Genomic DNA, 25470 nt, shown 5'->3' with positions numbered 1-25470 from the left:
TAAAGATAATGTATGACTTTATTATCACACGCGCACTATTAGTTGACGGCCGTCAGGTTAATATCGTAATTAATGATGGAAAAATTGTGGCCGTCGATGCGGCTATTACCACTGAAGATAATAATCAAGCCGAGCCTTCAGTTTCTTGCGCTAAAAAAATGTTGGATTTGGCCGGGAAATATTACATCAGTGCTGGCTGGATTGATTCCCATGTGCATTGTTACCCCGCATCTCCTATTTATCATGACGAAGCTGATTTGGTCGGAGTCGCCAGTGGCGTGACGACGGTGGTGGATGCCGGCAGCACTGGTGCCAATGATGTGGATGATTTTTACCGCCTAACCCGTACCGCCAAAACCCATGTTTATGCTTTTCTGAATATTGCGAAAACCGGCATCGTGACGCAAAACGAATTAGCGGATATGACGCAGATTGATAAGCAAAGTGTCAGTCAGGCTATTGCCCGTAATCCTGATTTTATTATCGGTATTAAAGCCCGCATGAGCAGCAGCGTGGTCGGTAAAAACGGCATTAAACCGTTGGTGCGAGCCAAAGAGATTCAACAAGAAAATAATCAGCTACCCTTGATGGTACATATTGGCAATAACCCGCCGGACTTGGATGAGATTGCCGACTTGTTAACGCAAGGCGATATTATTACTCACTGCTATAACGGTAAGCCCAATCGTATTCTGACCCCTGCCGGGACCTTGCGTGATTCTATCCAACGTGCATTGAAACGCGGTGTATTACTGGATGTTGGGCATGGCAGTGCCAGTTTCAGCTTTGATGTTGCCGAACTGGCCATCAAGCAAGGTATTTACCCGCACACCATCAGCTCCGACATCTATTGTCGCAACCGTATTAATGGGCCAGTGCACAGCCTGGCGACGGTGATGTCCAAATTTTTCACCCTCGGTTTGAGCCTTAAACAGGTTATTGCTTGTGTGACAGAAAATGCCGCGCAAGCCCTGCATTTGACTCACAAAGGGATGCTGGCAACGGGCTATGACGCTGACCTGACGATTTTTGAGCTGAAACAGCAACCTCAGCTATTCAGTGATTCAGAAGGTAAATCGGTTACCGGTGAGACATATCTGGTGCCACTGGCGGCGGTCGTTGCTGGTGACGTAGTATTAACTGACGAAGGGAAGTCAAAAGATGTCTTCAGTCTATGAAAAATACCAGTTAAAACATGTAATTAATGCTTCTGGTCGCATGACGATGTTGGGCGTTTCAACGCCACGGCAGGATGTGGTTGAGGCGGTAGATTTGGGCCTAAACCATTACTTCGAAATGAAAGATTTGGTCAATAAGACCGGTGCTTACATTGCTGATTTGCTGAATGTTGAGAGCGCGGTGGTTGTCTCCTGTGCTTCTGCCGGTATTGCTCAGTCGGTCGCTGCGGTGATCGTGAAAGATGATGCCAATTTACTGGTTAATCTACATGCTGCCCCGCGCGCAGTGCCACACGAAATTGTTCTGCCGAAGGGCCATAACGTTAACTTCGGTGCGCCGGTCGATACCATGGTGACGCTGGGGGGAGGCAAAGTGGTGGAAGCCGGTTATGCCAACGAATGTTTACCGGAACAGTTGGAAGCGGCGATCACGCCAAATACTGCGGCGATCTTGTATATAAAATCCCACCATTGTGTGCAAAAAAGCATTCTATCCGTTGAGCAAGCGGTAGTGATTGCGCGCAAGCATCAATTGCCATTAATTGTTGATGCGGCCGCAGAAGAAGACTTGCAATGTTATTACCAGATGGGTGCAGATTTGGTGATTTACAGCGGTGCCAAAGCTATTGAAGGGCCAACCAGCGGGCTGGTGTTAGGCAAGAAAACCTATATTGATTGGGTGAAGTTGCAATCAAGTGGTATTGGCCGGGCGATGAAAGTGGGTAAAGAGGGTATTCTCGGCCTGACCCGTGCTATTGAAAGCTATATGACGCTGGAAAAAGAGACCGGCCAGCAAATGGTAGAAAAAATGACACCATTTATCAGTCAGTTAAATACCATTGACGGCGTGTCTGCGAAAGTGGTTTGGGATGCTGCCGGGCGTGATATTGCCCGTACTGAAATCAGTTTTGATGAAGCTAAAATGGGGCGCTCGACACCGGATCTGGTGGATGCGCTGAAAAATGGCGATATTGCTATCTACTTCCGCGCCTATAAAGCTAATGAAGGCAAAATTGAAGTGGATGTGCGCAGTGTCACGCCATCACAACTCGAGATAATTTATACCTGCATTAACCGCCTGGCTAAGGGAGCCTGACCAATGAAACTGACCCCGAATTATTACCGTGACCGGGTGTGCCTGAATGTGTTAGCCGGTTCAAAAGAGAATGCACGCGAGATTTATCAAGCCGCTGAAGGCCATGTCCTGGTGGGGGTGCTATCGAAGAACTATTCTGATGTCGACAGCGCAGTCAAAGATATGCGCGAATACGCAGCTCTTATCGATAATGCCCTGTCGGTAGGGTTGGGCGCGGGGGATCCGAAGCAATCAACAATGGTCAGCCAGATTTCACAGCAGGTGCAACCGCAACATGTGAATCAGGTATTTACTGGTGTTGGCCCAAGTCGTGCTTTATTGGGGCAGCATGATACTGTGGTGAATGGCTTGATTTCGCCGACCGGCAAAGTGGGTTACGTAAATATCTCCACCGGGCCACTCAGTTCACAGCAAAAGGAAGCGATTGTTCCAGTGACCACCGCCATTGCTATGTTGAAAGATATGGGCGGCAGTTCGCTAAAGTTTTTCCCAATGAACGGGCTGGACTCTATCGATGAGTACCGTTTTGTGGCTGAGGCTTGTGCTGCTACCGGCTTCTGGTTGGAACCCACCGGCGGCATCAGTCTGGATAATTTTGAACAAATCGTACAAATTGCACTGGATGCTGGGGTAACGAAAATTATCCCGCATATCTACAGTTCGATAATCGACAGCAAAACGGGCAATACTCGCCCAGAAGATGTGCGAACCTTATTAGCTATCGTGAAAAAAATAGTACCGTAATTATTTGATTTACCTTATATAAAATCACTAGCGGTGAAGGCCTGTGTTGCCGTGTGAGATAACGCTCCCCCTCTGGCCATGGTGGCGGGGGGATGCCCATACACCCTGAATAACGGAGTGGAGCAGTGAGATTTCCCTATCAACGTCTGGCCTACATGTTCGATGCATTGCAATCGGAAACGCTGCCTCAGGATGAGCTGGCGAAACGTTTTGCGGTTTCGACACGTACCGTGCGGGCAGATATTACGGCGTTGAATGAGATCCTTGAACATTATGGTGCGCACTTTATCCATAACCGTGGCTTTGGCTACCGATTGATGATCGATGATGCTGAACGCTTTCGTGCTCTACAGCAGCAAAACCGCAAAATGCACCTAACCCCGCGAACTGCCAATGAGCGAGTGCATTACCTGTTAATCCGTTTTCTGACCTCTGCTTTTTCATTGAAGCTGGAAGATTTAGCTGATGAATGGTTCGTTAGCCGTGGCACATTGCAAAATGATATGGCTGAGGTGAGAGAAAGGCTAAACCGATACCATCTGACGATTGAAACCAAGCCACGCTACGGCATGAAATTGTTTGGTGCCGAGTTGGCTGTCCGCACGTGTTTGACCGACCTTTTGTTTCAGCTACATCTGCAAGATGCTGATAACCCATTATTAAAAAATGAGTTTCTTAACATTCAGACTATCCCCGAATTAACGGGATTGCTGCATGAGCTATTGGCGCAATATGCGGTACGGCTAACTGATGAGGGTGAGCACTACCTTATTTTCTACTGTGCTGTGGCGATAAAACGCATCGCCGACGGTTATCCGTTATCAGATTTTGATGCCGAAGATGTGGATGAGGCGGTCAAACTCGCCTCCGGCCGTTTGGCAAATGAGTTGAAACTATTATCGGGCAAAGACATTTCGGCAGCAGAAGAAGCGTATTTGCGGGTCAATATTGCCGCCCGCCGAGTGCAAGTCAGTCAGCCTGGTACCAGTCGCCCCAGTGAAATCAACGCCGATGATGAAGAGACATTGGTGGATTACATCCTCTCTTATATCAACGCCCACTATAACTACAATTTGCAGGGCGATAAGCAGTTACGAATTGATTTACTCACCCATATCAAGACCATGATTACGCGGGTGAAGTATCAAATAACTATCCCTAATCCATTGTTATCCAATATTAAACAGCACTATCCGATGGCTTATGACGTAACACTGGCGGCGGTATCCAGTTGGGGCAAATATACGCCTTATAGCTTGAGTGAGAATGAGATAGGCTATCTGGTACTGCACATCGGTGTTGGGTTGGAACGCCATTACAATATTGGTTATCAACGTCACCCACAGGTGATGTTGGTGTGTGATACCGGTAACTCCACTACCCGAATGATTCAGGCACAGATTGCTCGTAAGTATCCGCAGATCGTGATGACACAAACCATTTCCCTGCGTGATTACGAAAATCTCGACCATATCGACGAAGATTTTATTATTTCTAATTCACGTCTGGCGGAAAAGAATAAGCCGGTGGTAGTAATGTCACCGTTTCCGACTGAATATCAGTTAGAACAACTGGGTAAGTTGGTGCTAGTGGATCGCACTCGCCCTTATATGTTGGAAAAGTTTTTCGACAGTAATCATTTTATGATTATCGACCAGCCGATGACACAAGAGCAGTTATTTAAAAAAGTGTGCAGTCAGTTGGAAGAGGAAGGGTTCGTTGATGCGGACTTTTACCCATCGGTGGTGGAGCGTGAGGCGATTGTCTCCACTATGCTGGGGGAGGGGATTGCACTGCCACACTCACTCGGCCTGTTAGCCAAAAAGACCGTGGTGGTTACCCTGTTGGCTCCCAATGGCATTGCCTGGGGTGATGGTGAGGTAGCCCATGTCATTTTCCTGTTAGCTATCAGTAAAACTGACTATGAAGAAGCGATGGCGATTTACGACTTGTTCGTTACTTTTGTGCGAGAGCGTTCAATGAGCCGTTTATTGAGCAGTCAGCATTTTGATAGCTTCAAGGCGATAGCGATTGATTGTTTGAGTCGAATTTGAGTTATGCCAAAGCAAATTTCTAGCGATGGAATAGAAAAGGCTATCCGTGAGTGGTAGACAGCCGTTGAAAAACCGAGGGGCGTTGGAGCGTATCAGCTATGTAGTGATACGGGTTCTGGTTTGTACAATTTAGTCAGATTTGAAATATCGATGCTCTCTTCTGCTTTCCCTAGATCGTAAGCCGCCTGGAGGCGGAGCCACATTGCCGGAGTGCTTCCCAGAACTGCCGTCAGTTTCACCGCCATTTCCGGTGAAACCGCGGAGTGACAGGAGACAAGCCGCTGCACCGTGGATGGCGCAACACTCACGCGGTTAATAATCAAATCACTGCCAGCCATATCTCCTCACAAACCACCCTTTCACTAACTGCGTTGTCACCATATAGCCGGTTAAGATCACCATCAGCCACGGGAAGTAAGAGAGTGGCAGCGCTTGCAATTGCAGGAATCCAGCCAGTGGAGAGAAGGTTAGCCCGATACCAATGACCACCACCGCCAGTGTCATTAGACATAGCGGCCAAGAGGCGCGGCTCTGGATGAAGGGAATTTTACGGGTACGGATCATATGCACAATTAAGGTCTGGGATAGCAGCCCTTCAACAAACCAACCGGATTGGAACAACGTCTGCATTTCTGGTGTATTGGCTTTAAATACCCACCACATCAGGCAAAAAGTCAGTACGTCAAAAATAGAACTTATCGGACCAAAGAACACCATAAATCGCCCCAAATCGCCGGCGTTCCAGCGTTGTGGCTTTGCCAGTTGCTCTTCATCAACGTTATCGAATGGAATAGCAATCTGCGAAATATCGTACAGCAGATTCTGGATTAACAGATGGAGTGGCAGCATGGGTAGGAAGGGCAAAAATGCGCTAGCAATCAGGACGCTGAAGACGTTACCAAAGTTAGAGCTGGCAGTCATCTTGATGTATTTCAGCATGTTGGCAAATGTGCGGCGGCCTTCAATTACCCCTTGCTCCAGCACCATCAGGCTCTTTTCCAACAAGATGATATCGGCGGCTTCTTTAGCAATATCTACTGCTGAATCCACCGAGATCCCAATATCAGCAGCACGCAGTGCCGGTGCATCATTGATGCCATCCCCCATAAAACCGACCACATGACCGGCATTACGCAGGTTCTGTACGATACGTTCTTTGTGTATTGGTGTCAGCTTGGCGAACACCGTGGTGGTGCGGGTGGCCTCCGTCAGTTGTGTCTCCGTCATCTGTTCGATATCACTGCCACGCAAGACATGCTCGACAGATAATCCAACATCTTTACATACCTTACGCGCAACTAACTCGTTGTCACCGGTAAGAATTTTAACGTTAACGCCATTGCGTTTTAGTGCCAGCAGCGCCGGCGCTGTGCTCTCTTTCGGCGGATCGAGAAAGGCGATATACCCTTCCAAGATCAGGTCATATTCATCAATAACAGCATAATCCTGCTGATAAGCTGGCATGATACGGGTGGCAACCGCCACCACTCGCAGTCCTTGCTGGTTCTGTTCATCGGTAATGCGGCGGATGCTTGCCAACAGCGCGTCGGTCAATGGGATAATTTCACTCCCTTGGCGGACATGACGGCAAATGGACAACATCTCTTCCAGCGCGCCTTTACAGATAAGTTCGTGATAATCCGCTTTATCGCTGACTACCACTGACATGCGACGGCGTTCAAAATCGAATGGGATTTCATCGATTTTGCGGTAACCCGCCAGCGTATCGGCTGCCCGAGATTCTGAGTCTTTTGACTCAACCATGGAAGATAACACCGCGACATCCAGCAGATTTTTCAATCCCGTTTGGTAATAACTGTTGAGCCAGGCGTAGTGCAGCACCCGCTCACAATTGGCCCCAAACACATCGGTGTGGCTTTCCAACACAATTTTATCTTGCGTCAGGGTGCCGGTCTTATCGGTACACAGAATATCCATCGCGCCAAAGTTCTGAATAGCATCTAAGCGCTTGACGATCACTTTCTGCCTGGACAGTTTCACCGCCCCTTTTGCCAACGTCGACGTGACGATCATCGGCAGCATTTCCGGGGTTAAACCCACAGCAACCGAGAGCGCGAACAGCGCGGCTTCCCACCAGTCACCTTTGGTAAAACCGTTTATCAACAACACGATAGGTGTCATGACTAACATAAAGCGAATCAGCAACCAACTGACTTTACTGATGCCACTCTGGAAGGCATTAGGTTGCTCATCCTGATGCGTTACACGCTCTGCCAGCAGACCGAAATAGGTTTGGTTACCGGTGCCCACCACGATAGCCAGTGCCGAACCGCTAACGACATTGGTGCCCATAAAGCACAGCGTGTCTCGTTCGAGTGGATTTTGTTCCTCACACTCACGGCATTGCGCCACTTTCTCAACCGGCAGTGACTCACCGGTTAAGGCGGCCTGACTGATAAACAGATCTTTGGCCACCAGAATACGTAAATCCGCCGGGATCATATCGCCCGCAGATAGTTTGATGATATCGCCAGGCACTAACTGAGAGATCGGTAGTTCGCGATGCTCGCTCTTGCCCGTATGGGCATCACTGCGCACCACGGTTGCGGTATTGCTGACCATGGCTTTTAAAGCATCCGCAGCGCGGTTAGAACGTGCTTCCTGGATAAAATGCATCAGGGTGGAAATTAACACCATGGCACCAATCACCAATGCGGCGGTGAGGTCTTCGGTGGCGTAGGAAATCAGAGCCAGAATGGTGAGCAGCAAGTTAAACGGGTTGCGATAGCAGTGCCATAAGTGGACCCACCAACTGGTAGCTTGCTGATTTTCAATGAGATTACTGCCATTTTGCAGGCGAATGGCTGCTGCTTCTTGTTCCGTTAACCCTTCGGGGTGGCTCTGAAAACGCAGATAAAGTTGTGGTGGCGTTTCATTCGCGCACTGCAAACGTTGTTGAGTCAGCGCTGCGGGCAAATCTTTTGTCGCACTTCCCTGCGGCAAGCCATCTAACATGGTTTCCCGGCGAATTAGGCGGCGAGGCAGGTTACGGCTCAACACATTGAGCAACTGCCGGGTGAAATTTTTAACTTGCATGGTTTGAGCCTTACTGTCATGTCACAAAGCCGTTTGTCGGACGGTCTTTATGTTGCGCCCACGGCAAATCTGCCGTAGAGAGAGCAAAAACATCATCAGCAGAAACTAACGCAAGGACGTGCGTAGTGACCGCTTATCAGATTGTTATCCGATAAAGCAGCCACCCTGAATGGGGAATTACCTTACCGGACACACCAAAAGGTGTAGGTCGAGGGAACAGGGTCCACTGGGTAATTAACCTCCGGTTTTATTTAAAGATTGTTAGCGGCTGTCTAACAGCTAAACAGACATTAAACCGCATCACTGTTCTCGCCACGCCAAAGACCACCCCGACGGTAAGATATGCCGTTAGGGCAGTAATATGCTGCGAGTCATTGGGATATCATGCGCTGAGTCTGATTCTGCGCATGCTAGACTTCCCACAACTTCGGTAATATAAATAATCAGTTTATTATATGTTTCCAAACCTAAACATTAGGTAAACCATGCAAAACCGTTTGACCATAAAGGACATTGCCCGCATGAGTGGAGTTGGAAAATCCACGGTTTCACGGGTATTGAATAACGAAGGTAGCGTCAGTCCACAAACTCGTGAACGAGTGGAAGCTGTCATCCGTCAGCAGGGATTTACCCCGTCCAAATCAGCCCGAGCCATGCGGGGGCAGAGTGATAAAGTTGTGGGTATTATTGTCTCGCGTCTGGATTCGCCATCTGAAAATCAGGCGGTGCGCACGATGCTGCCACTGTTCTATCAGCAAGGTTATGACCCTATCCTGATGGAGAGCCAGTTTGATCCTGAATTAGTCAGTGAACATTTACATGTGTTGCAACAGCGCCATGTAGATGGCGTCATTTTGTTTGGTTTCACTGGGTTAACCGCAGAAATGCTCTCGCCATGGCAGGAACGAATGGTGGTGCTGGCGCGCGAGTATGCGGGTTTTTCTTCCGTATGCTACGACGACGACGGGGCAGTGCGCTTGTTAATGGATAAATTACGTCACGCGGGGCATCGGCATATTAGCTATATTGGCGTGCAGCCGTCGGATGCCACTACCGGTATGCGTCGTCATCAATCTTATCTTGATTACAGCCAACAACATGGCCTGCTACCGACAGTTGCACTGGGTGAACTGAGTTATCAAAGTGGCTTCCAGCTCGCACCTCAGGTGATAAAACCCGATACCTCGGCGCTGGTGTGTGCCTCTGACACTATCGCTATGGGGGTGAGTAAGTATTTACAACAGCAGAGCCTGCAACACATTCAGGTCTGCGGCATTGGTAATACACCGCTGTTGCACTTTTTGTTCCCAAATACCCTGTCAGTCGAGCTGGGTTATGGCACCGCAGGAGTGAAAGCCGCCCAACAATTACTTGATCAACTTAATCATAGTCAATCAATTCAACAAATTATCATTCCTGGTCAACTGGCCTGATTCTTCTTTTCTCGACGTGATGCTATCTGAAATCCCACCCTGTGTGGTGGGAGTGCGTGATGGGCGAACCCATGGTTTACGGCCAATAACATCATAAAAAGTTGTCAAATTGTGATCTCTAACGCAAGTTGGGAACGTTCCCATTCCATAAAAATCAATACATAGCTAATCTTTAATGAGCTGTATATTTAACAGGCTATCGATGTATTTTTTCTTTAAGACTGACCCTACTGCTTTTATTAAGAAAAACGAATAAGTCGCACGTTATCTCACCTTTACGAAAGGTACGTTGAAATGAGCAAAGTAAAACAACAAGATATCGATCAATTGATCGTACTGGTGGGAGGCAGAGATAATATTGCCACCGTCAGCCACTGCATTACCCGGCTACGCTTTGTGTTGAATGACCCCTCTAAAGCTTCACCTAAAGAAATTGAAAATCTGTCGATGGTTAAAGGTTGCTTTACTAATGCCGGGCAATTTCAAGTGGTTATCGGGCCTGAAGTTGACGATTACTATCAAGCGCTGATTGCTAAAATTGGCCTGAATGAAGTGGATAAAGAGCAGACCAAACTGGCTGCACGGCAGAACATGACTTGGTTTGAACGTGGTATTTCTCACTTTGCCGAGATTTTCTTCCCGTTGCTGCCAGCGCTGATCAGCGGAGGCTTGATTCTTGGCTTCCGTAATGTGATTGGCGATATTCCGATGTCTGATGGCAAAACGCTGGCACAGATGTATCCGGCATGGAAAACCATTTACGACTTTCTCTGGTTGCTGGGCGAAGCCATCTTCTTCTACCTACCGGTGGCTATCTGCTGGTCGACAGTGAAGAAAATGGGGGGCACCCCAGTATTGGGGATTGTGTTGGGTATCACCTTGGTATCACCACAACTGATGAACTCCTACCTGCTGGGGCAACAGATCCCCGAAGTTTGGAACTTTGGCTGGTTTACCATTGAGAAAGTAGGTTATCAGGCACAGGTCATTCCATCAATTTTGGCGGGTTTGGCGCTGGGTTGGATTGAAACTAATCTGAAGAAAATCATTCCAGCCTATCTTTATTTGGTGGTGGTGCCGGTAGTTTCCCTGTTGCTGGCGGTATTCCTCGCCCATACGCTTATCGGGCCATTTGGTCGCATGATTGGTGATGGTGTGGCCTGGGGAGTGAAAGCTGTTATGACAGGCAGCTTCGCGCCGATTGGTGCCGCACTGTTTGGCTTCTTGTATGCGCCGCTAGTCATTACCGGCGTGCATCAGACCACGTTAGCCATTGATATGCAGATGATTCAGAGCATGGGCGGTACACCGGTATGGCCGCTGATTGCGCTGTCTAACATCGCACAGGCATCTGCGGTATTGGGCATTATTATCATTAGCCGCAAGATCAATGAGCGCGAAATATCGGTACCTGCGGCAATTTCAGCCTATCTGGGTGTCACAGAACCGGCAATGTACGGTATCAACCTCAAATATCGCTTCCCGATGTTGTGCGCCATGATTGGTTCTGCGTTGGCGGGCCTCATTTGTGGTCTGACTGGGGTGATGGCGAACGGTATTGGTGTCGGTGGCCTGCCTGGTATTTTATCCATCAAACCACAGTTCTGGGCGATTTATGCTGTGGCAATGTTAGTGGCGATCGTGGTGCCATTGGTGCTGACTATACTGGTTTACAAACGTAAAGAGAGTCGTGGCGAATTACCGGTCTAAATCGTATTCCTCCGCCAAAGGTTATCCTGTGGCGGAGCTGTTTCTTTAATTTTCTCTGTTTTTACTACGAATAAGAGTCTGCTATGAATAATCCTATCCCTTGGTGGCAAAACGGCGTCATTTATCAGATTTACCCGAAGAGTTTTCAGGATAGCACCGGTAATGGCTATGGTGACCTGGCTGGCGTGACGCAAAGGTTGGATTATCTGCACAAACTCGGCGTTGATGCCCTCTGGTTGACACCGGTTTATGTCTCGCCACAAGTGGATAACGGCTATGACGTTGCCGACTACTGTGCCATTGACCCTGCTTACGGCAGCTTAGATGATTTCAAAACTTTGGTTGCGGCTGCTCATCAGCGGGGTATTCGTATCGTAATGGATATGGTGTTCAATCATACCTCGACTGAACATGCCTGGTTTAAAGCATCAGCGGAGCGCAACAGCCCGTACCGTCAGTTCTATATTTGGCGTGATGGTGAGGGTGATAATTTACCGAATAACTGGCGCTCGAAATTTGGTGGTAATGCCTGGCAATGGCATGCTGAAAGCGGCCAATATTATCTGCACCTGTTCGCTACCGAGCAGGCGGATCTTAATTGGGAGCACCAGCCGGTACGTGATGAACTGAAGAAAGTGTGCGAGTTTTGGGCTGATATTGGTGTGGATGGTTTGCGCCTGGATGTAATTAATCTGGTATCCAAACAGCAAGACTTCCCGGATGATTTTGCGGGTGATGGCCGCCGTTTCTATACCGATGGCCCCCGTATCCACGAATTTTTACAAGAAATGAGCCGTGATGTGTTTCAACCGCGCGGCCTGATGACAGTTGGCGAGATGTCGTCCACCCGCCTTGAGCATTGCCAGCGTTATGCCGCATTGGGCGGGGATGAGCTGTCGATGACCTTTAATTTCCATCATCTAAAAGTGGATTATCTTAATGGGGCCAAATGGTCGCTAATGCCGCCGGATCGGGTGGAACTCAAACAGATATTTAACCAGTGGCAGCAGGGGATGCATAACCGTGCGTGGAACGCGTTGTTCTGGTGTAATCACGACCAGCCGCGCATTGTATCGCGCTTTGGTGACGAAGGTGCACTGCGCGTGCCAGCGGCCAAGATGCTGGCAATGGTGCTGCATGGTATGCAAGGTACGCCATATATCTACCAAGGCGAAGAGATTGGCATGACCAATCCTAATTTTACCTCGATTAATCAATACCGTGATGTCGAAAGTCTGAATATGTTTGCTGAGCTGAGTGCACAAGATCGCGATCCTGACGAGTTATTAGCGATTCTGGCAGCCAAATCCCGTGATAATAGTCGTACCCCGATGCAATGGGATCGCAGCCGTAATGCCGGTTTCAGTCAGGGAACCCCATGGATCGAACCCTGCAGTAACTATGCTGAAATTAATGTTGATAGCGCGCTGGCTGATGCTGACTCGGTGTTTTATGCCTATCAATATCTGATAGCCCTGCGTAAACAACATGATGTGTTCACTTTTGGTGACTATCGTGATCTCTGCCCGCAACATCCAGAGTTGTGGTGCTACTTGCGCCACTGGCAGGGTAAACAGTTGTTGGTGGTGGCTAACCTGAGCGGTGAACCGCAACAGTGGCAGCCAGAGGAGATTGCGCTGGGCGGTAACTGGCAATTGTTGATGAGCAGCTACGGCGAAAGTGCTTTCCAGCCGCAGGAGATGGTGTTGCGGGCATATGAGGGGATTTATTGGGTGAGGGAATGATTTAGTTCAGATCAGTGGCTTCTCTCCTTGCTCGGCAGCTCAAATGTGCTTTTAACTTCAAAGGCCAATTCAAAACAAAACGCTATGGTTTTGATTCTGACTCTCTTTTGACGTTGAGCGCAATCAGGAATATTGCCGACGAGGATGGAGGCCGCAATGGTTAGGTGAACACTGAATGCATATCAACCGAAACCAGAGCCTATCCATCACCAAAACTAAATCACTCTCCCAGCTTTAGCGCGGGTAACTGCGCAAAAATACTCACTAGCCCCTCGCCCCAGCCCTTACGGATCATCATAAAGTAGGGGTGATCTTCGGTGATGCGATATTGCTGTTCGGTACTGAAACTATCGAGTGAATAGATCATCACGTCTAGCGGTAAACCGACGGATAAATTACTGCGCAAGGTTGAGTCCATCGAGATCAACGCGCACTGCATGGCCTGATCCAACGTGGTGTGGTAATTCAACACCCGATCAATAATCGGTTTGCCGTACTTACTTTCGCCAATTTGAAAATAGGGCGTGTCCTGCGTGGCTTCAATAAAGTTACCCTGCGGATAAATATGAAACAGCCGCAGTCCTTCACCTTTAATTTGCCCGCCTAACAACAGGTTACAGTTAAAATCGGTTCCGCCGCTGTTTTGCTGCGCACCGCTGTCTCGGTTAATCACCTCGCGCACCGTCTCGCCCAGAAGTGTTGCGGCCTCATACATCGAGCGCACATTCAGCAGGTTAGTTTGTTCCGGGTCCAGACAGCGGCGTTGCAGCAAACTGACAATACTCTGTGTGGTTGCCAGATTCCCCGCACTTTGCACCACCAGCGTTCGTTCACCCTCTTGCTGAAACAGGTGTAACTTGCGAAAAGTGGAAATATGATCCACCCCGGCATTGGTACGGGAGTCAGAGGCAAACACTAACCCGGATGACAGCCGCATGGCCACACAGTAGGTCATAACACATTATCCTTAGAGCCTATCTCACTAGGGCTATTTTATTTGCCAGCAACGCGCTTTATTGCGACATATCGCGTCGCGGGTTAGATAACATATGCACGGCTGCGATGGTCTGCATATCTTCAAAGCCACCACCACGGCGAATACCTCGCACCGGGCAGGCATCCAGATAATCAATGCCCACCGCCAGTTTTAAATGCTGGTTCGGTTGACAGGTATTATTGGTGACATCAAAGCTCTGCCAGTGTCCATTCAGCCACACTTCTGCCCATGCGTGGGTCGCGACATGACTGGAGGATTCTGTATAAAGATAGCCGCTCACATAGCGTGCCGGAATATTTAAACTTCGGCAACAGGCAAGAAAGACGTGGGTGTGATCCTGACAGACCCCTTGTTCGGCGGCAAAAGCTTGTGCCGCACTGTCCTGTACCGTGGTGGTACCGGGGCTATAGGGCATTTTTGCCAGCAATTCACCCATCATTTGCGTCAGGCAGTCTAATTGCGCATCGGCGTGGGTAGCACCCTGACAATAACCTGAAGCAAACTGGCGAATGGCGGCATCTGGCTGAGTCAATGGGCTGTGGCGAAGAAAGACCAGTGGAGAGAGGTGGTCGCCGCTGTCATCTTCTACATTGTCTGCAATCTCTACCACGCCCTGAGCTTGAATGGTGATGGCTTGATGAGGCTTATCCAGGGTGAGTACATGTAGCACATTACCAAAGGCATCCGTGGTACAAATGGCCTCTTCCGGTAAGGTCAGTTGCCAGGATAAAATGCGCTGGTGGGCTGAATCCTGTGGGGTCAGGCGCAGATACTGAGTGCTGTGTTGCACCTGTTGTGCATAGGTGTAATGGGTGCTGTGATCGACATTCAGTCTCATTGGACCTCCAGATAGGTTTGGCGGATGCTGTCAGCGATAGCGTTGATCTTGCCTAAAAAATCCATCAGATAGCTGTGTAATCCGTCGGCCATCACATCCGTAATGCTGCTAAATCGCAGCTCAGCAAGCAAAATATTGACCAGCCGCCGAGGTTGGTTGCTACGATTGCCACCAATCAACGCCAACTGCTGTTCCATATCGTTAATGCAAGCCAGCAGCGAACGCGGGATCTCATTGCGTAAAATCAGTAACTCAGCAATCGCCTCCCGACTCAGTTGCTGCTTATATAAACTGTGGTATGCCTCCCGAGCACTGACGGCGCGTAATAAGGTGTCCATCCGGTAGTATTCGCGTACCGGGTCATCGTCGCTATCCAGTAATTGGTTTTTCACATCCAATAGGCGCGCGGTGCTGTCAGCCCGTTCAATCAAGGTACCCAATCGAATAAAATACAGTGCATCACTGCGCAGCAAGGTGCCATATACCGCACCGCGAAATAGATGTGAGCGCTCCTTAACCCAATCAAAAAAGGCATCAATTCCGGTAGCGCTGATACCTTGGCGGCGTAGCTGTTTCATCTCAATCCAGGTGGCATTGATACTTTCCCAAACCTCGGACGATAAGCTGCCGCGTACTGCATGGGCATTGTTCCACGCCATCTGCAAACAACTAAAAATACTGCTGGGGTTGTTGCTGTCGAGCACGAAGAAATTCAACAGGTGGGTCATCGAGACCTGCGGATAGTGCTCGATAAACAGTGTCTGGGTGTTGCTCAGGCTGAGTGGCACCAGTAGATCAAAATTCACCCGATTGCTGGTTGGCATCATCGATAACCGGTTGGTGACATCCAGCACCCTGGTGATGTTTTCTGCCCGCTCCAGATAGCGGGCCATCCAATAAAGCTCACTGGCTGTTCGGCTTAGCATGCATCGTCCTCCAATACCCAGGTATCCTTGGTTCCGCCACCTTGCGAAGAGTTAACGACCAACGACCCTTCTGCCAGTGCGACTCGGGTTAAGCCCCCAGGCACTAAACGAATTTCTGCACCACTGTAGTGGCATAGTGAATTTGGCCACCTGACCAGAGGTGTTATTCTTGCCTCAATAACTTTACAGGTGATCCATGACCAAATATTTCACGGCTGAATTCAAACTCGAAGCGGCAAAGCTGGTTGTTGACCAGAAATACTCTCATTCGGAGGCCGCTAAAGCCATGAATGTCAGTCTTTCCGCCCTTAGCCGATGGGTGGGTAAGCTCAGATTGGAACGTCAGGGTAAAACCCCCGTTGGGCTTCCACTGACGCCTGAACAAATAGAACTTCGGGAAATGAAGAAAAGGATTCAACGTCTTGAAATGGAGAACGAAATTCTAAAAAAGGCCACCGCTCTCTTGATGTCGGACTCGTTGAACAGTTCGCGATAGTCGATAAATTGAGAGCGCTTTATTCGGTAAAAGCACTGTGTAAGGCTTTTGATGTTCAGCGTAGCAGCTATCGGTACTGGCATAACAGAGAACGCGTCCCAGATGTCGAGCGCACCATTAAACGCAGCCTGGTTAACGAAGTCTGGCATGCTAGCGGCGGGTCAGCCGGTGCCCGAAATATCGCCATAATGGTGACGAATAAGGGCGTAAAACTGGGGCGTTGGCTTGCCGGAAAATTGATGGCAGAGCTGAACATGACAAGTTGCCAGCGTCCCACACACAAATATAAACGGGGTGGGCAGGAGCATGTTGATATATCGAATCTATTGGAGCGGCAGTTTGCAGTAACCCAACCGAATGAGGTTTGGTGTGGCGATGTGACCTATATCTGGACAGGTAAGCGCTGGGCTTATCTGGCTGTGGTGTTGGATCTGTTTGCCCGCAAGCCCATAGGCTGGGCGATGTCGTTTTCACCTGACTCAGCGCTAACGGGTAAAGCGTTACAGATGGCATGGGAACTCAGGGGACGCCCAGGCGGAGTGATGTTCCACAGCGATCAGGGCAGTCATTACACCAGTAAAAAATACCGTCAGTTGCTGTGGCGTTACCGGATAAAACAGAGCCTAAGCCGGCGTGGGAACTGTTGGGACAACGCGCCAATGGAGCGATTTTTCAGAAGTCTGAAATCCGAATGGGTACCGACGACAGGTTACCAGAGCTTCGGGGAGGGCAGAAATGCAATCACCCGATATATAACGGGTTACTACAGCGAACTTCGCCCGCACTGGTACAACGGAGGCTTAACGCCCAATGAATCCGAACGGCTGTTCTATGAACAGTCTACTACCGTGGCCAATTTTAGTTGACCACTACACACACAGGGCAAAAGGACGTAAATCAATATGGCGCGGCGCAAGTCCGCTATTCACAAAGGTCGGGCAGGTAGAAAGGGCGAGGGTTTCTTGTGCGATGTAATTTTGTGGTCGCGCCAAGAGTAATTGGCGGAATTGGGCTATTTCAGCTTGTGCCGCCGCAGGGCCAATCAACATGCCATATCCCCCGGCGCCATGAACTTCTTTCACTACCATCTGATCCAGATTAGCTAATACATATGAAAGATCAGTGGGTTGACGGCATTGCCAGGTGGGAACATTCGCCAGAATAGGTTCTTCGGAAAGATAAAAACGAATCATTTCAGGGACATAAGGATAGATGGATTTATCATCGGCGACGCCAGTACCAATCGCATTAGCCAATACCACCCCACCTGCGCGATATACCGACAGTAGTCCGGGGACACCGAGCATGGAGTCAGGGCGGAAAGCCAGCGGATCGAGGAAGGCATCATCCACCCGCCGGTAGACAACATCGACTTTGCAGGGGCCTGCGGTAGTTCGCATAAATACTGCCCCTTCTTTGACAAATAAGTCAGCACTTTCAACCAGTTCAACCCCCATCTGTTGAGCCAAAAAACTGTGTTCAAAATAGGCACTGTTAAAGCGCCCCGGGGTTAGCACCACGACGGTGGGGTCGTTGACCGGTGTGCTTTCGCGCAGCGTTTGTAACAGGTGAGAAGGGTAGCGCTCAACAGGTGCGATGCGTTGTTGTGCAAACAACTCCGGGTAGAGCCGCATCATCATTTTACGGTTTTCCAGCATATACGAGACGCCGGACGGGGTACGCAGGTTATCTTCCAGCACGTAATAGAGACCATCGTTGTTGCGGACCATATCCACACCGATGATATGTGCATAAGTATCACGGTGCAGGTTAACCCCTTGCATACAGGGCTGATATTGGTCATTCGCCAGCACTTGTTCGGCCGGAATAATGCCCGCTTTCAGGATATGTTGTTCATGGTAAATATCATGTAAGAACGCATTCAACGCTTGTACGCGCTGGCGAATGCCGCGATCCAGCATTTGCCATTCGCTGGCGGGAATAATGCGTGGCACGCTATCGAACGGTATTAATCGCTCTGCGCCATCATCGTCACCATACACATTAAAGGTAATGCCTACCCGGTGAAATAGCAGTGCAGCTTCTTGACGCTTACGCGCAATGGTTAGCTGATCGGCCTGTTGTAACCATTGCCAATAGGCATCGTAATGGCCTCGGTGTTGCCCCTCAGCCAGTAACATTTCATCGAAAAATCGTGATACGGAAAGGTCGATGTTCAGCATTATCACCTCGCTAACAGAACAGGCTGTATTGGTGATCACGCATAAACTGTGCCAGCTCGTAAAACAGGCAAAATAAAGGGGATTAGAGCGATTTCAGCCCTATTAGGGTGCAATTAGTGAGTGTAGTGCATTATTACCGAGCAGAAAGTTGCCACATCATGATCATGATGATCTGCAATAGCGCATTGTGAAAGGCACAGAGAAAATATTAGTAGGATAACAATAAAAAACGGCTGGTAATCACCAGCCGTAGACGCAATGACATCAGAATTAACGACGTACCGCGATAGCTTCGATTTCGATCTTCACATCTTTTGGCAGACGCGCAACTTCAACACATGAACGCGCAGGGAATGGCGCATTGTGTTCAGTAAAGAAAGCTTCGTAAGTGGCATTAACGGTGGTGAAGTCATTCAGATCTTTCACAAATACAGTGGTTTTCACGATATCGGCAACTTTCAAACCCGCTGCTTCAACGATAGCTTTTACATTCTCCAGTGACTGACGCGTCTGTGCTGATACATCATCGGCGACCAAACCTGTTTTTGGATCAACAGGGATCTGGCCTGACGTGAGGATCATACTACCCAGATCGACACCTTGAACATAAGGGCCGATGGCGGCAGGGGCGAGCTCAGTGCTGATATTGCGTGACATGTTGACTCCTGGTTACGTAATGCGGAAGGAACCCGTCATCTTTCATGTTGCTGGTATATTGGCTGCGCTCATCGGGACTATAAGCCTCATCCTACGGGCCAGCGTTTGCCGCTTTCCTGCACCATGAAATCTATTGGGTTTAATTATTTCTATATTATAAAGATGGGGTGGGTTACGGCAACCCACGCGAATCAAATTTGCGATGTTGCATTGCTGCGAATATTGCCACTATTGTAAATATTAACGGGCAGCAATATTCGCTTAAGCCGAGCATTAATCCGCTTGCAGCACTTAATCCGCTTGCAGCACTACCTGGTGATCAAACTCTTTCTCGCAATATTTACATTTAAGGTGGATTTCACCTTGTTGCGCTTTTACTTTAAAGCTGGAGTCGACTGGCTCATTGTGGCTGATGCAGTTACTGTTTGGGCAAGTGAGAACGCCATCGATCTGCTCTGGCAGGCTTAGGGTCAGTTTCTTCACCACTTCGTAGTTATCGATGCGGTTAACGGTAGCATCCGGTGCATACATCGCCAGTTGGTTGGCTTGTTGCTCTGTCAGGAAGGTATTTTCTATTTTAATCAAATCCTTACGACCTGAGCGTTTAGACGGTAGATTCAATCCAATAGTAATACGTTGATCAGTGGCGGTCAGTTTGAACAGCGACAACAATTTAAAGCCGATTTGTGCCGGAATATGGTCAATCACAGTGCCACATTTAATCGCTTCAACCTGTAGTTTGTAATCCTGAGTCATGTTCAATCCCTCTTAAAGAGCCAATTCTGCGTTTAAAACCAGTGCCAGCAGTGCCTGACGTGCGAAAATCCCGTTACCTGCCTGTTGGAAATAGTAGGCATAAGGGGTCTTATCGACATCGGTGGTTATTTCATCAATTCTTGGCAGCGGGTGTAGCACTTTGAGATTCTCTTTCGCGCCATTCAAATCAGCCGCCCGCAAGATAAACTGTGCTTTGACATTGGCATACTCTGACGGGTCAAGGCGCTCTTTTTGCACCCGGGTCATGTAGAGAATATCCAGTTCTGGCACCACTTCTTCAATGCTTTCGTGCAGGCTGTATTCGATACCTTTTTCTGCCAGCATTTGCAGAATATAAGCAGGCATTGCCAGAGCATCCGGGGCGATAAAGAAGAAGCGGTTACCGGTGAATTTGGCTAGCGCCTGCGTGAGTGAGTGCACGGTACGGCCATATTTCAGGTCGCCGACCATGGCGATATTGATGTTATCCAGCCGGCCTTGGGTTTCCTGGATGGTGAACAGATCGAGCAGCGTTTGCGTCGGGTGCTGGTTTGCACCGTCACCGGCATTAACTACCGGTACATTCCCCGAGAACTGAGCGGCCAGACGGGCGGCCCCTTCTTGTGGGTGACGCATGACAATGGCATCCACATAGGTACTGATGACTGACATAGTATCTGCCAGTGTCTCGCCTTTTTTGCCAAGGGAGGTATTACTGCTATCAGAAAAACCGACCACTGAGGCACCTAAACGGTGTATGGAGGTTTCAAATGACAAACGAGTGCGGGTCGAGGCTTCGAAAAAGCAACTGGCGATCACTTTGTGTTTTAGCAACTCAGGTTGCGGACTACTTTTCAGGCTGGCGGCGGTACGCAGCACCAACTCCAGTTCGTCGCGACATAAATCGTTAATTGAGATGATATGTTTGTGATACAACGTGTTGGCCATTTTTCGCTCTCCTCTATGACCCGTTATACTTCCAGCTGCATGTGTGTTGGCTGCTTTCGCTCACCCCGGTGGCTTACTTGTCGTTGACCTTAAAATAAATAAGCTCCTGGGGATTTACTCAATTGCCGCCTTCCTGCAACTCGAATTATTTAGGGTATATATTTTAATTGGTGATAATGCTTAATTCGGCACCGATCAGCAGACAAAAAAAAGCCCCTCAACGAGGGGCCTTACGGGATCGGTTTAGCAACGGGAGAAAGAACGGCAGTTGGCTGCCTGTTGGCAGGCAATTTTGTCGACCATCGAGAGGGTCATTTTCAACAAAACGCACTTGGCTTTCCATCATATCTCCCGGCAAATTGTGGCGAATTATACTCGCGTGTGGTTTCTCTGCAAGGGGTAAAAGCCGCATTTTTGCGATTAGCAAACGATTACTCATCAGGATTGGTTTCAATTATCTGATGATTAACGCCAATGGCTACCCTCTGGATGGCATTATCACCAGAGGGAATACAACCTGATTTTGTCGCCCGCTATTCAAGTGATTTGACTAGCTTGCCAGGTAAATTACCGAGGATGAAATCATTGATGATACTGTCAAAATCCTTATCGCTCTTAAAGCCTAATGCTTTGGCATAATGTGCTGCGAAATCCCCAGGCCAAGAGCTTACGATTTTCTCAATTAATGGATCTTGCTGAATCTTAATGTGATCAGCGACAGCGTCACCCGCAATACGCCGCAATGCATCAATCATTTGCTGTACGGTAATAGATAGCCCAGGCAAATTAATCACCCGCCCACCCTTAAGTTGACTGGTATCCAATTGGTGACCATGGATAAGATTATTAATTGCCATCTTCGGCGATAGCAGCCATAACGGTGTTTGCAGGCTAACAGGGCAAACCACGTCAATACCTTGCAACGGCTCACGGATAATGCCGCTGGCAAAACTGGAGGCCGCGCGGTTTGGTTTTCCTGGGCGTACCACAATGGTTGGCATACGCAGGCTACGACCATCAACAAATCCCCGGCGGCTATAGTCTGCTAACAATAAATCGTTTAATGCTTTTTGCGTACCATAGGAACTCTGAGGCGACCATACCTGTTCATCCGGCACGACAGCCGGTAACTCACCGCCAAATACCGCTACTGAACTGGTGATAATCACTTTAGGGCAGTGTCCAAGCTGGCGAGCGCGCTCGAGTAAACTGCGGGTAGCATCAAAATTGATCCGCATACCCAAATCAAAATCTTCTTCTGCCTGACTGGAGACAATCGCTGCCAGGTGGAAAACGGTGTCAACGTGTTGATTAAAAACGCTGGCAAGCCAGTGCGGATCAGCGCCCCATTCCCGAACGAAACGCAACAAACCATCATGCGTTATGCAGCGAGTAGATACTCTAAAAATACCTCATTCGGTGAGCTGTATTCCAGAGATTTGCGCCCCCGAGTGTTGAGGATGTGCTCCAGTCTCGCAATATCTTCATCGCTGACGCCATTAAAATCGGTTCCTTTCGGATAAAACCGCCGTATCAGACCGTTGGTATGCTCATTCAACCCCCGCTCCCAGGAATGATAAGGCCGGGCAAAGTAAACCTTTGCGCCCGTTACCTGAGTGATGTCCTTATGTTTCGCAAACTCGGGTCCGTTATCTGCCGTCAGGGTTTTAAACTCGCAGAAAGTATTCGCCACGATGTCCCTGAACGCTTCCACGACGCTCTCAGCGCACTTATTGGGGAGTTTACGGATAATGACCTGCTTTGTGGCTTTGTCCACGACCGTCAGCAGGAATGACTTCTGGTCTTTGCCAAAAATCGTATCGATTTCAACATGCCCGGGAACCTGTTTGAGTTCAGCCTCAGCAGGCCTGTGCTCAATGCCAACCCTGTCCGGGATGGGCGTGCGTCCGGGCTCACCCGTATCATAGCGATAGCGTTTACCCCGGTGAGGGAGCTGAAGGTAAAGCTTACCGCCAGCCTGTCTGTCCGAACGGATATAGCGGTAGAGGGTATTTTTGCTGACGGCGATATCAAACTGGATTTTCAGTCTCCCAGAGATAACCTCAGGGGAGGTATGTACAGCCAGCGCCTGCCGGAGAAAGTCTTGTGTCTGCTGGCCCAGAGGGAAACAGGCATTGTGTGCCGAGGTGGCGCCCCGCCGTTGTCTGGCTAAGGCATCAGCGCGTCTGGAGGAGTAAAGTCCGTTGAAGGCGGGGTCCGTATTACGTCTGAGCTCCCGGCTCAGGGTAGAGCGAGAGACGCCGAGCTCTCTGGCAATGCAGGACTGATTAACGCCTTCAGCTTTTCGTTTTTCGATGTAAAAGCGCTCATGCTGAGTCAAATGTTTTCCCTTCATGCAACAGGGTCTCCGACAGGGTCAATACGGCTATTTTATCCGTACCTGACCGGTGGGTCACTTTGTTGCATTTCGTTTGGGAATTGGCGATAGTCCCATAAATCTTATATAAAATACGCCATTCGTGTTCTATGAACACAAGATTAATTCTTGATATTTCTCTATTTTAAAGATAAAAAAACATGGATGGGTGATAAGAGAAAAGAATAATATCAGCGAACCTTACCAAATCATCAGTACCGTAGACGTAATCTGGATGGTGTTTACTTATTCCTACTCATCATTTTTATCTAGTGTATCGCATCAGACTATGGGCACACATCACCTAATAAAATAGTGCTAAGCGAGTATGCCCAGAGGAATTTAATCCAGCCAGTCAGCGAGGATCTGCTGCGTCGTTTTTACTGTGATACGGTTCCCCGGAATGGACAGCTCAGACCAAACCTCATTATGTTGCGCGATAAGCTGCTGAGCCGTGGCATATTTCCGGTCCGCAGTGGTATGGGCATCAGAAGCGATGGTCAGAGCATACCCTTTACTGGCGGCAATTTTGATGGTGGTATCAACACAGTAATCCGTGGCACAACCACAAATAGTCAGATGAGTAGCCCCTAGCTGGGCAATAATAGTGTCGAGCGAGGTAAGATAAAACGAATCACACGCTGTTTTGGTAACAGAAATAGCATTCTGCGGGTAATGTAATTCCGGTAGCAGTTGCCACAATTCACTCCCTTGTGTCATTTCATCTTCTGCATGCTGTATGAAAATGACTTGGTCAGCATGGTCGATCAACTGATTAATACGAACGACGCGACCTTCACGATCAAAACGTGGATTAGCAAAAACCCCATTTTGCATATCAATGACAATAACAACATGTTCTCTGGTCACCGCCAACCTCTACAATGTATGTGGACCCGCTGTTAAGCTACAAAGGCCTTAGGGGAAAAGCCTATGCTAAGTTAAAGATCCTGACTTACACAATGGCCTAATCATACAAAACCTAATGAAAAACAACTTGATCTCGACCACCATTCTTCGCTCGGTAGAGTGCTTTGTCGGCTGACTTAATCGCATCATCAAATGAGGTGTCTTTAACATATAAAGCTGCACCGATAGATATCGTAATGTTGAGAGAGTGGTTGTCCGGTGTAATAAACAGCGTATCGCGGATATGTGTAGTTATCCGCACCAAGATCTCACTGGCAATTCTGTTATCTGCGGTATGTATTAACAGCAAAAATTCTTCACCGCCATACCGCGCCAGAAAATCATTTCCTCTAATCACTGACGTTAGTTCCTGGGCGATATCATATAAAATTTTATCACCGGCAGAATGTCCATGATTATCATTAACCCTTTTAAAAAAATCTATATCAATCAAAGCAATAAAGCAGTCCTTATGCGTTTCTCTAAAATTATCCAAATGGTGATTAATACTGAATCTATTAGGTAATTTAGTCAGTTGATCCGTCGAGGATTGGAATTGCAAAATAGAGAATTTACTAAACGTTTTTTGAAAGCGGCTAAAAATAAAATAGAGTATCGAGAGTAAAATAATGCTCATCGCGGATTTAAATATTGAACGGGGAAGGTATCCTAAAGAGATTAGCCGTTCAAAATTCAAAGCAATATTTATACATTGTGGAATGAAAACCGAAAGGAAAAAAGTAGCATATCTTTTATTATCCCAAATTTTTAGCGCTATAGATAAAAACATGAAAGACATAATGAAAATATCATAAAATGGCGATAATCCAAATACAAATACCGCATGGATAGCATAGCTTATCAATAAGGGGATTGGGCCAAAAATTAATGCTGTCAGGACAATAGGACTAATGATTAACCCATAGAGTGTCGCACTGGTTTGGTTATGAAAATCAGCAAGATAGGTTGCAGTAAAACCGGCAATCACGCCCATTAGAATTTTATAATGTAACTGATTAGGTTTTTGTCTGGTAATAATATAAAGATAAGGTAATGATATGCAAAGATAGATAATACAGACCGCATTAAAGGAACTTGTCAAAACACTCTGCATCAATTGAAACATAATATAATCTTCTACACTTAATGAACTCGGCTATAGAGACAGGTAACCAAGTAAACAGAAAAAGGAAAGTTATAACGTATACGGATAGGTTTCCTTTAATTTTGCGTATTTTCACCATAAAGGAGCGAACTATATCGTAAAAATAATAATTTATAAATAATTATATTTCTCTTAGTCATTTCATTTAGCATAACGTAAACTTAATATCACTTACGCCAGATATTATCCCTCGTCATAAGG

Annotated in this window: 19 protein-coding genes and 3 pseudogenes; 8 read left to right on the top strand and 14 right to left on the bottom strand. The window is 48.1% G+C overall.

All coding sequences use genetic code 11. The features are described 5' to 3' along the window. Window positions 1–8: 8 nt before the first annotated feature. The 4 genes from ACWJJO_RS20330 to ACWJJO_RS20315 all read left to right on the top strand — a co-directional run bounded on the left by ACWJJO_RS20330 (window position 9) and on the right by ACWJJO_RS20315 (window position 5072). On the top strand, window positions 9–1178 hold the full coding sequence (locus ACWJJO_RS20330; protein WP_372569704.1) for an amidohydrolase/deacetylase family metallohydrolase: 1170 nt from the start codon (window positions 9–11) through the stop codon (window positions 1176–1178). Further along, the gene (locus ACWJJO_RS20325) at window positions 1162–2274 is read left to right on the top strand and encodes a DgaE family pyridoxal phosphate-dependent ammonia lyase (protein WP_083162230.1); all 1113 of its coding nucleotides are present in this window, start codon (window positions 1162–1164) and stop codon (window positions 2272–2274) included. Before ACWJJO_RS20330 ends, ACWJJO_RS20325 begins: the two co-directional genes overlap by 17 nt. A gap of 3 nt (window positions 2275–2277) precedes the next feature. Further along, complete coding sequence (gene dagF, locus ACWJJO_RS20320; RefSeq protein ID WP_420072715.1) at window positions 2278–3018, top strand: 2-dehydro-3-deoxy-phosphogluconate aldolase; 741 nt, start codon at window positions 2278–2280, stop codon at window positions 3016–3018. Between the two features lie 125 nt (window positions 3019–3143). Then, window positions 3144–5072 carry a BglG family transcription antiterminator gene (locus ACWJJO_RS20315; protein WP_372569701.1) on the top strand — a complete coding sequence of 643 codons (1929 nt, stop codon included), beginning with the start codon at window positions 3144–3146 and terminating at the stop codon, window positions 5070–5072. Between the two features lie 92 nt (window positions 5073–5164). On the opposite strand, the gene ACWJJO_RS20310 is transcribed toward ACWJJO_RS20315, so the two are convergent. After that, window positions 5165–5410, bottom strand: a complete 246-nt coding sequence (locus ACWJJO_RS20310) for a HigA family addiction module antitoxin (protein WP_372569700.1) — start codon at window positions 5408–5410, stop codon at window positions 5165–5167. Then, window positions 5397–8129 carry a magnesium-translocating P-type ATPase gene (gene mgtA, locus ACWJJO_RS20305; protein ID WP_481091464.1) on the bottom strand — a complete coding sequence of 911 codons (2733 nt, stop codon included), beginning with the start codon at window positions 8127–8129 and terminating at the stop codon, window positions 5397–5399. The genes ACWJJO_RS20310 and mgtA overlap by 14 nt, the downstream gene beginning before the upstream one ends. Window positions 8130–8614: 485 nt before the next feature. On the opposite strand from mgtA, the gene treR reads away from it, so the two are divergent. The 3 genes from treR to treC all read left to right on the top strand — a co-directional run bounded on the left by treR (window position 8615) and on the right by treC (window position 13017). Beyond that, a complete protein-coding gene (treR, locus tag ACWJJO_RS20300; protein WP_083162240.1) occupies window positions 8615–9562 on the top strand; it encodes a trehalose operon repressor TreR in 948 nt (315 codons plus the stop codon). A 294-nt stretch (window positions 9563–9856) separates the two neighbouring features. Beyond that, complete coding sequence (gene treB / locus ACWJJO_RS20295; protein ID WP_083162242.1) at window positions 9857–11272, top strand: PTS trehalose transporter subunit IIBC; 1416 nt, start codon at window positions 9857–9859, stop codon at window positions 11270–11272. Between the two features lie 83 nt (window positions 11273–11355). Beyond that, the gene (gene treC / locus ACWJJO_RS20290; RefSeq protein ID WP_481091463.1) at window positions 11356–13017 is read left to right on the top strand and encodes an alpha,alpha-phosphotrehalase; all 1662 of its coding nucleotides are present in this window, start codon (window positions 11356–11358) and stop codon (window positions 13015–13017) included. 220 nt (window positions 13018–13237) lie between these two features. On the opposite strand, the gene ACWJJO_RS20285 is transcribed toward treC, so the two are convergent. From ACWJJO_RS20285 to ACWJJO_RS20270, 4 genes and pseudogenes are all read right to left on the bottom strand, one after another. Next, the gene (locus ACWJJO_RS20285) at window positions 13238–13972 is read right to left on the bottom strand and encodes a proteasome-type protease (RefSeq protein ID WP_083162246.1); all 735 of its coding nucleotides are present in this window, start codon (window positions 13970–13972) and stop codon (window positions 13238–13240) included. Between the two features lie 58 nt (window positions 13973–14030). Then, a complete protein-coding gene (locus ACWJJO_RS20280) occupies window positions 14031–14852 on the bottom strand; it encodes a transglutaminase family protein (RefSeq protein ID WP_372560426.1) in 822 nt (273 codons plus the stop codon). After that, the gene (locus ACWJJO_RS20275) at window positions 14849–15778 is read right to left on the bottom strand and encodes an alpha-E domain-containing protein (RefSeq protein WP_083162250.1); all 930 of its coding nucleotides are present in this window, start codon (window positions 15776–15778) and stop codon (window positions 14849–14851) included. The genes ACWJJO_RS20280 and ACWJJO_RS20275 overlap by 4 nt, the downstream gene beginning before the upstream one ends. Next, window positions 15772–15903: pseudogene (locus tag ACWJJO_RS20270) on the bottom strand (hypothetical protein); the annotation flags it as partial. The gene ACWJJO_RS20275 and the pseudogene ACWJJO_RS20270, both read right to left, overlap by 7 nt. 71 nt (window positions 15904–15974) lie before the next feature. Here ACWJJO_RS20270 and ACWJJO_RS20265 point away from each other — a divergent pair. Next, window positions 15975–17140 (top strand): IS3 family transposase gene (locus ACWJJO_RS20265; protein WP_481090614.1). Its coding sequence is split into 2 segments (ribosomal slippage): window positions 15975–16230 and window positions 16230–17140, totalling 1167 coding nucleotides; the frame shifts between segments, so codons are not numbered across the junction. A 12-nt stretch (window positions 17141–17152) separates the two neighbouring features. Here the strand turns inward: ACWJJO_RS20265 and ACWJJO_RS20260 are convergent. The 8 genes and pseudogenes from ACWJJO_RS20260 to ACWJJO_RS20225 all read right to left on the bottom strand — a co-directional run. Beyond that, window positions 17153–18457, bottom strand: a pseudogene (locus ACWJJO_RS20260) (circularly permuted type 2 ATP-grasp protein); the annotation flags it as partial. Between the two features lie 270 nt (window positions 18458–18727). Then, on the bottom strand, window positions 18728–19114 hold the full coding sequence (gene ridA / locus ACWJJO_RS20255) for a 2-iminobutanoate/2-iminopropanoate deaminase (RefSeq protein WP_083162254.1): 387 nt from the start codon (window positions 19112–19114) through the stop codon (window positions 18728–18730). Between the two features lie 291 nt (window positions 19115–19405). Further along, window positions 19406–19870, bottom strand: coding sequence for an aspartate carbamoyltransferase regulatory subunit (pyrI, locus tag ACWJJO_RS20250; RefSeq protein ID WP_083162256.1), 465 nt, complete (start codon window positions 19868–19870; stop codon window positions 19406–19408). A gap of 12 nt (window positions 19871–19882) precedes the next feature. Further along, complete coding sequence (gene pyrB, locus ACWJJO_RS20245; RefSeq protein WP_083162258.1) at window positions 19883–20818, bottom strand: aspartate carbamoyltransferase; 936 nt, start codon at window positions 20816–20818, stop codon at window positions 19883–19885. Window positions 20819–21351: 533 nt separating this feature from the next. After that, window positions 21352–22161 (bottom strand): annotated as a pseudogene (denD, locus tag ACWJJO_RS20240) (D-erythronate dehydrogenase); the annotation flags it as partial. Window positions 22162–22199: 38 nt separating this feature from the next. Then, window positions 22200–23174 carry an IS30 family transposase gene (locus tag ACWJJO_RS20235; RefSeq protein WP_481090518.1) on the bottom strand — a complete coding sequence of 325 codons (975 nt, stop codon included), beginning with the start codon at window positions 23172–23174 and terminating at the stop codon, window positions 22200–22202. Window positions 23175–23537: 363 nt separating this feature from the next. Beyond that, on the bottom strand, window positions 23538–24065 hold the full coding sequence (locus ACWJJO_RS20230) for an isochorismatase family protein (RefSeq protein WP_083162507.1): 528 nt from the start codon (window positions 24063–24065) through the stop codon (window positions 23538–23540). A 112-nt stretch (window positions 24066–24177) separates the two neighbouring features. Then, the gene (locus ACWJJO_RS20225; protein ID WP_227746581.1) at window positions 24178–25230 is read right to left on the bottom strand and encodes a GGDEF domain-containing protein; all 1053 of its coding nucleotides are present in this window, start codon (window positions 25228–25230) and stop codon (window positions 24178–24180) included. Window positions 25231–25470: the final 240 nt, after the last annotated feature.

This window comes from Yersinia antarctica, from assembly GCF_056636475.1.
Note: the sequence above shows the minus strand (reverse complement) of the source record. Positions and strands in the feature narration are given on the sequence as shown.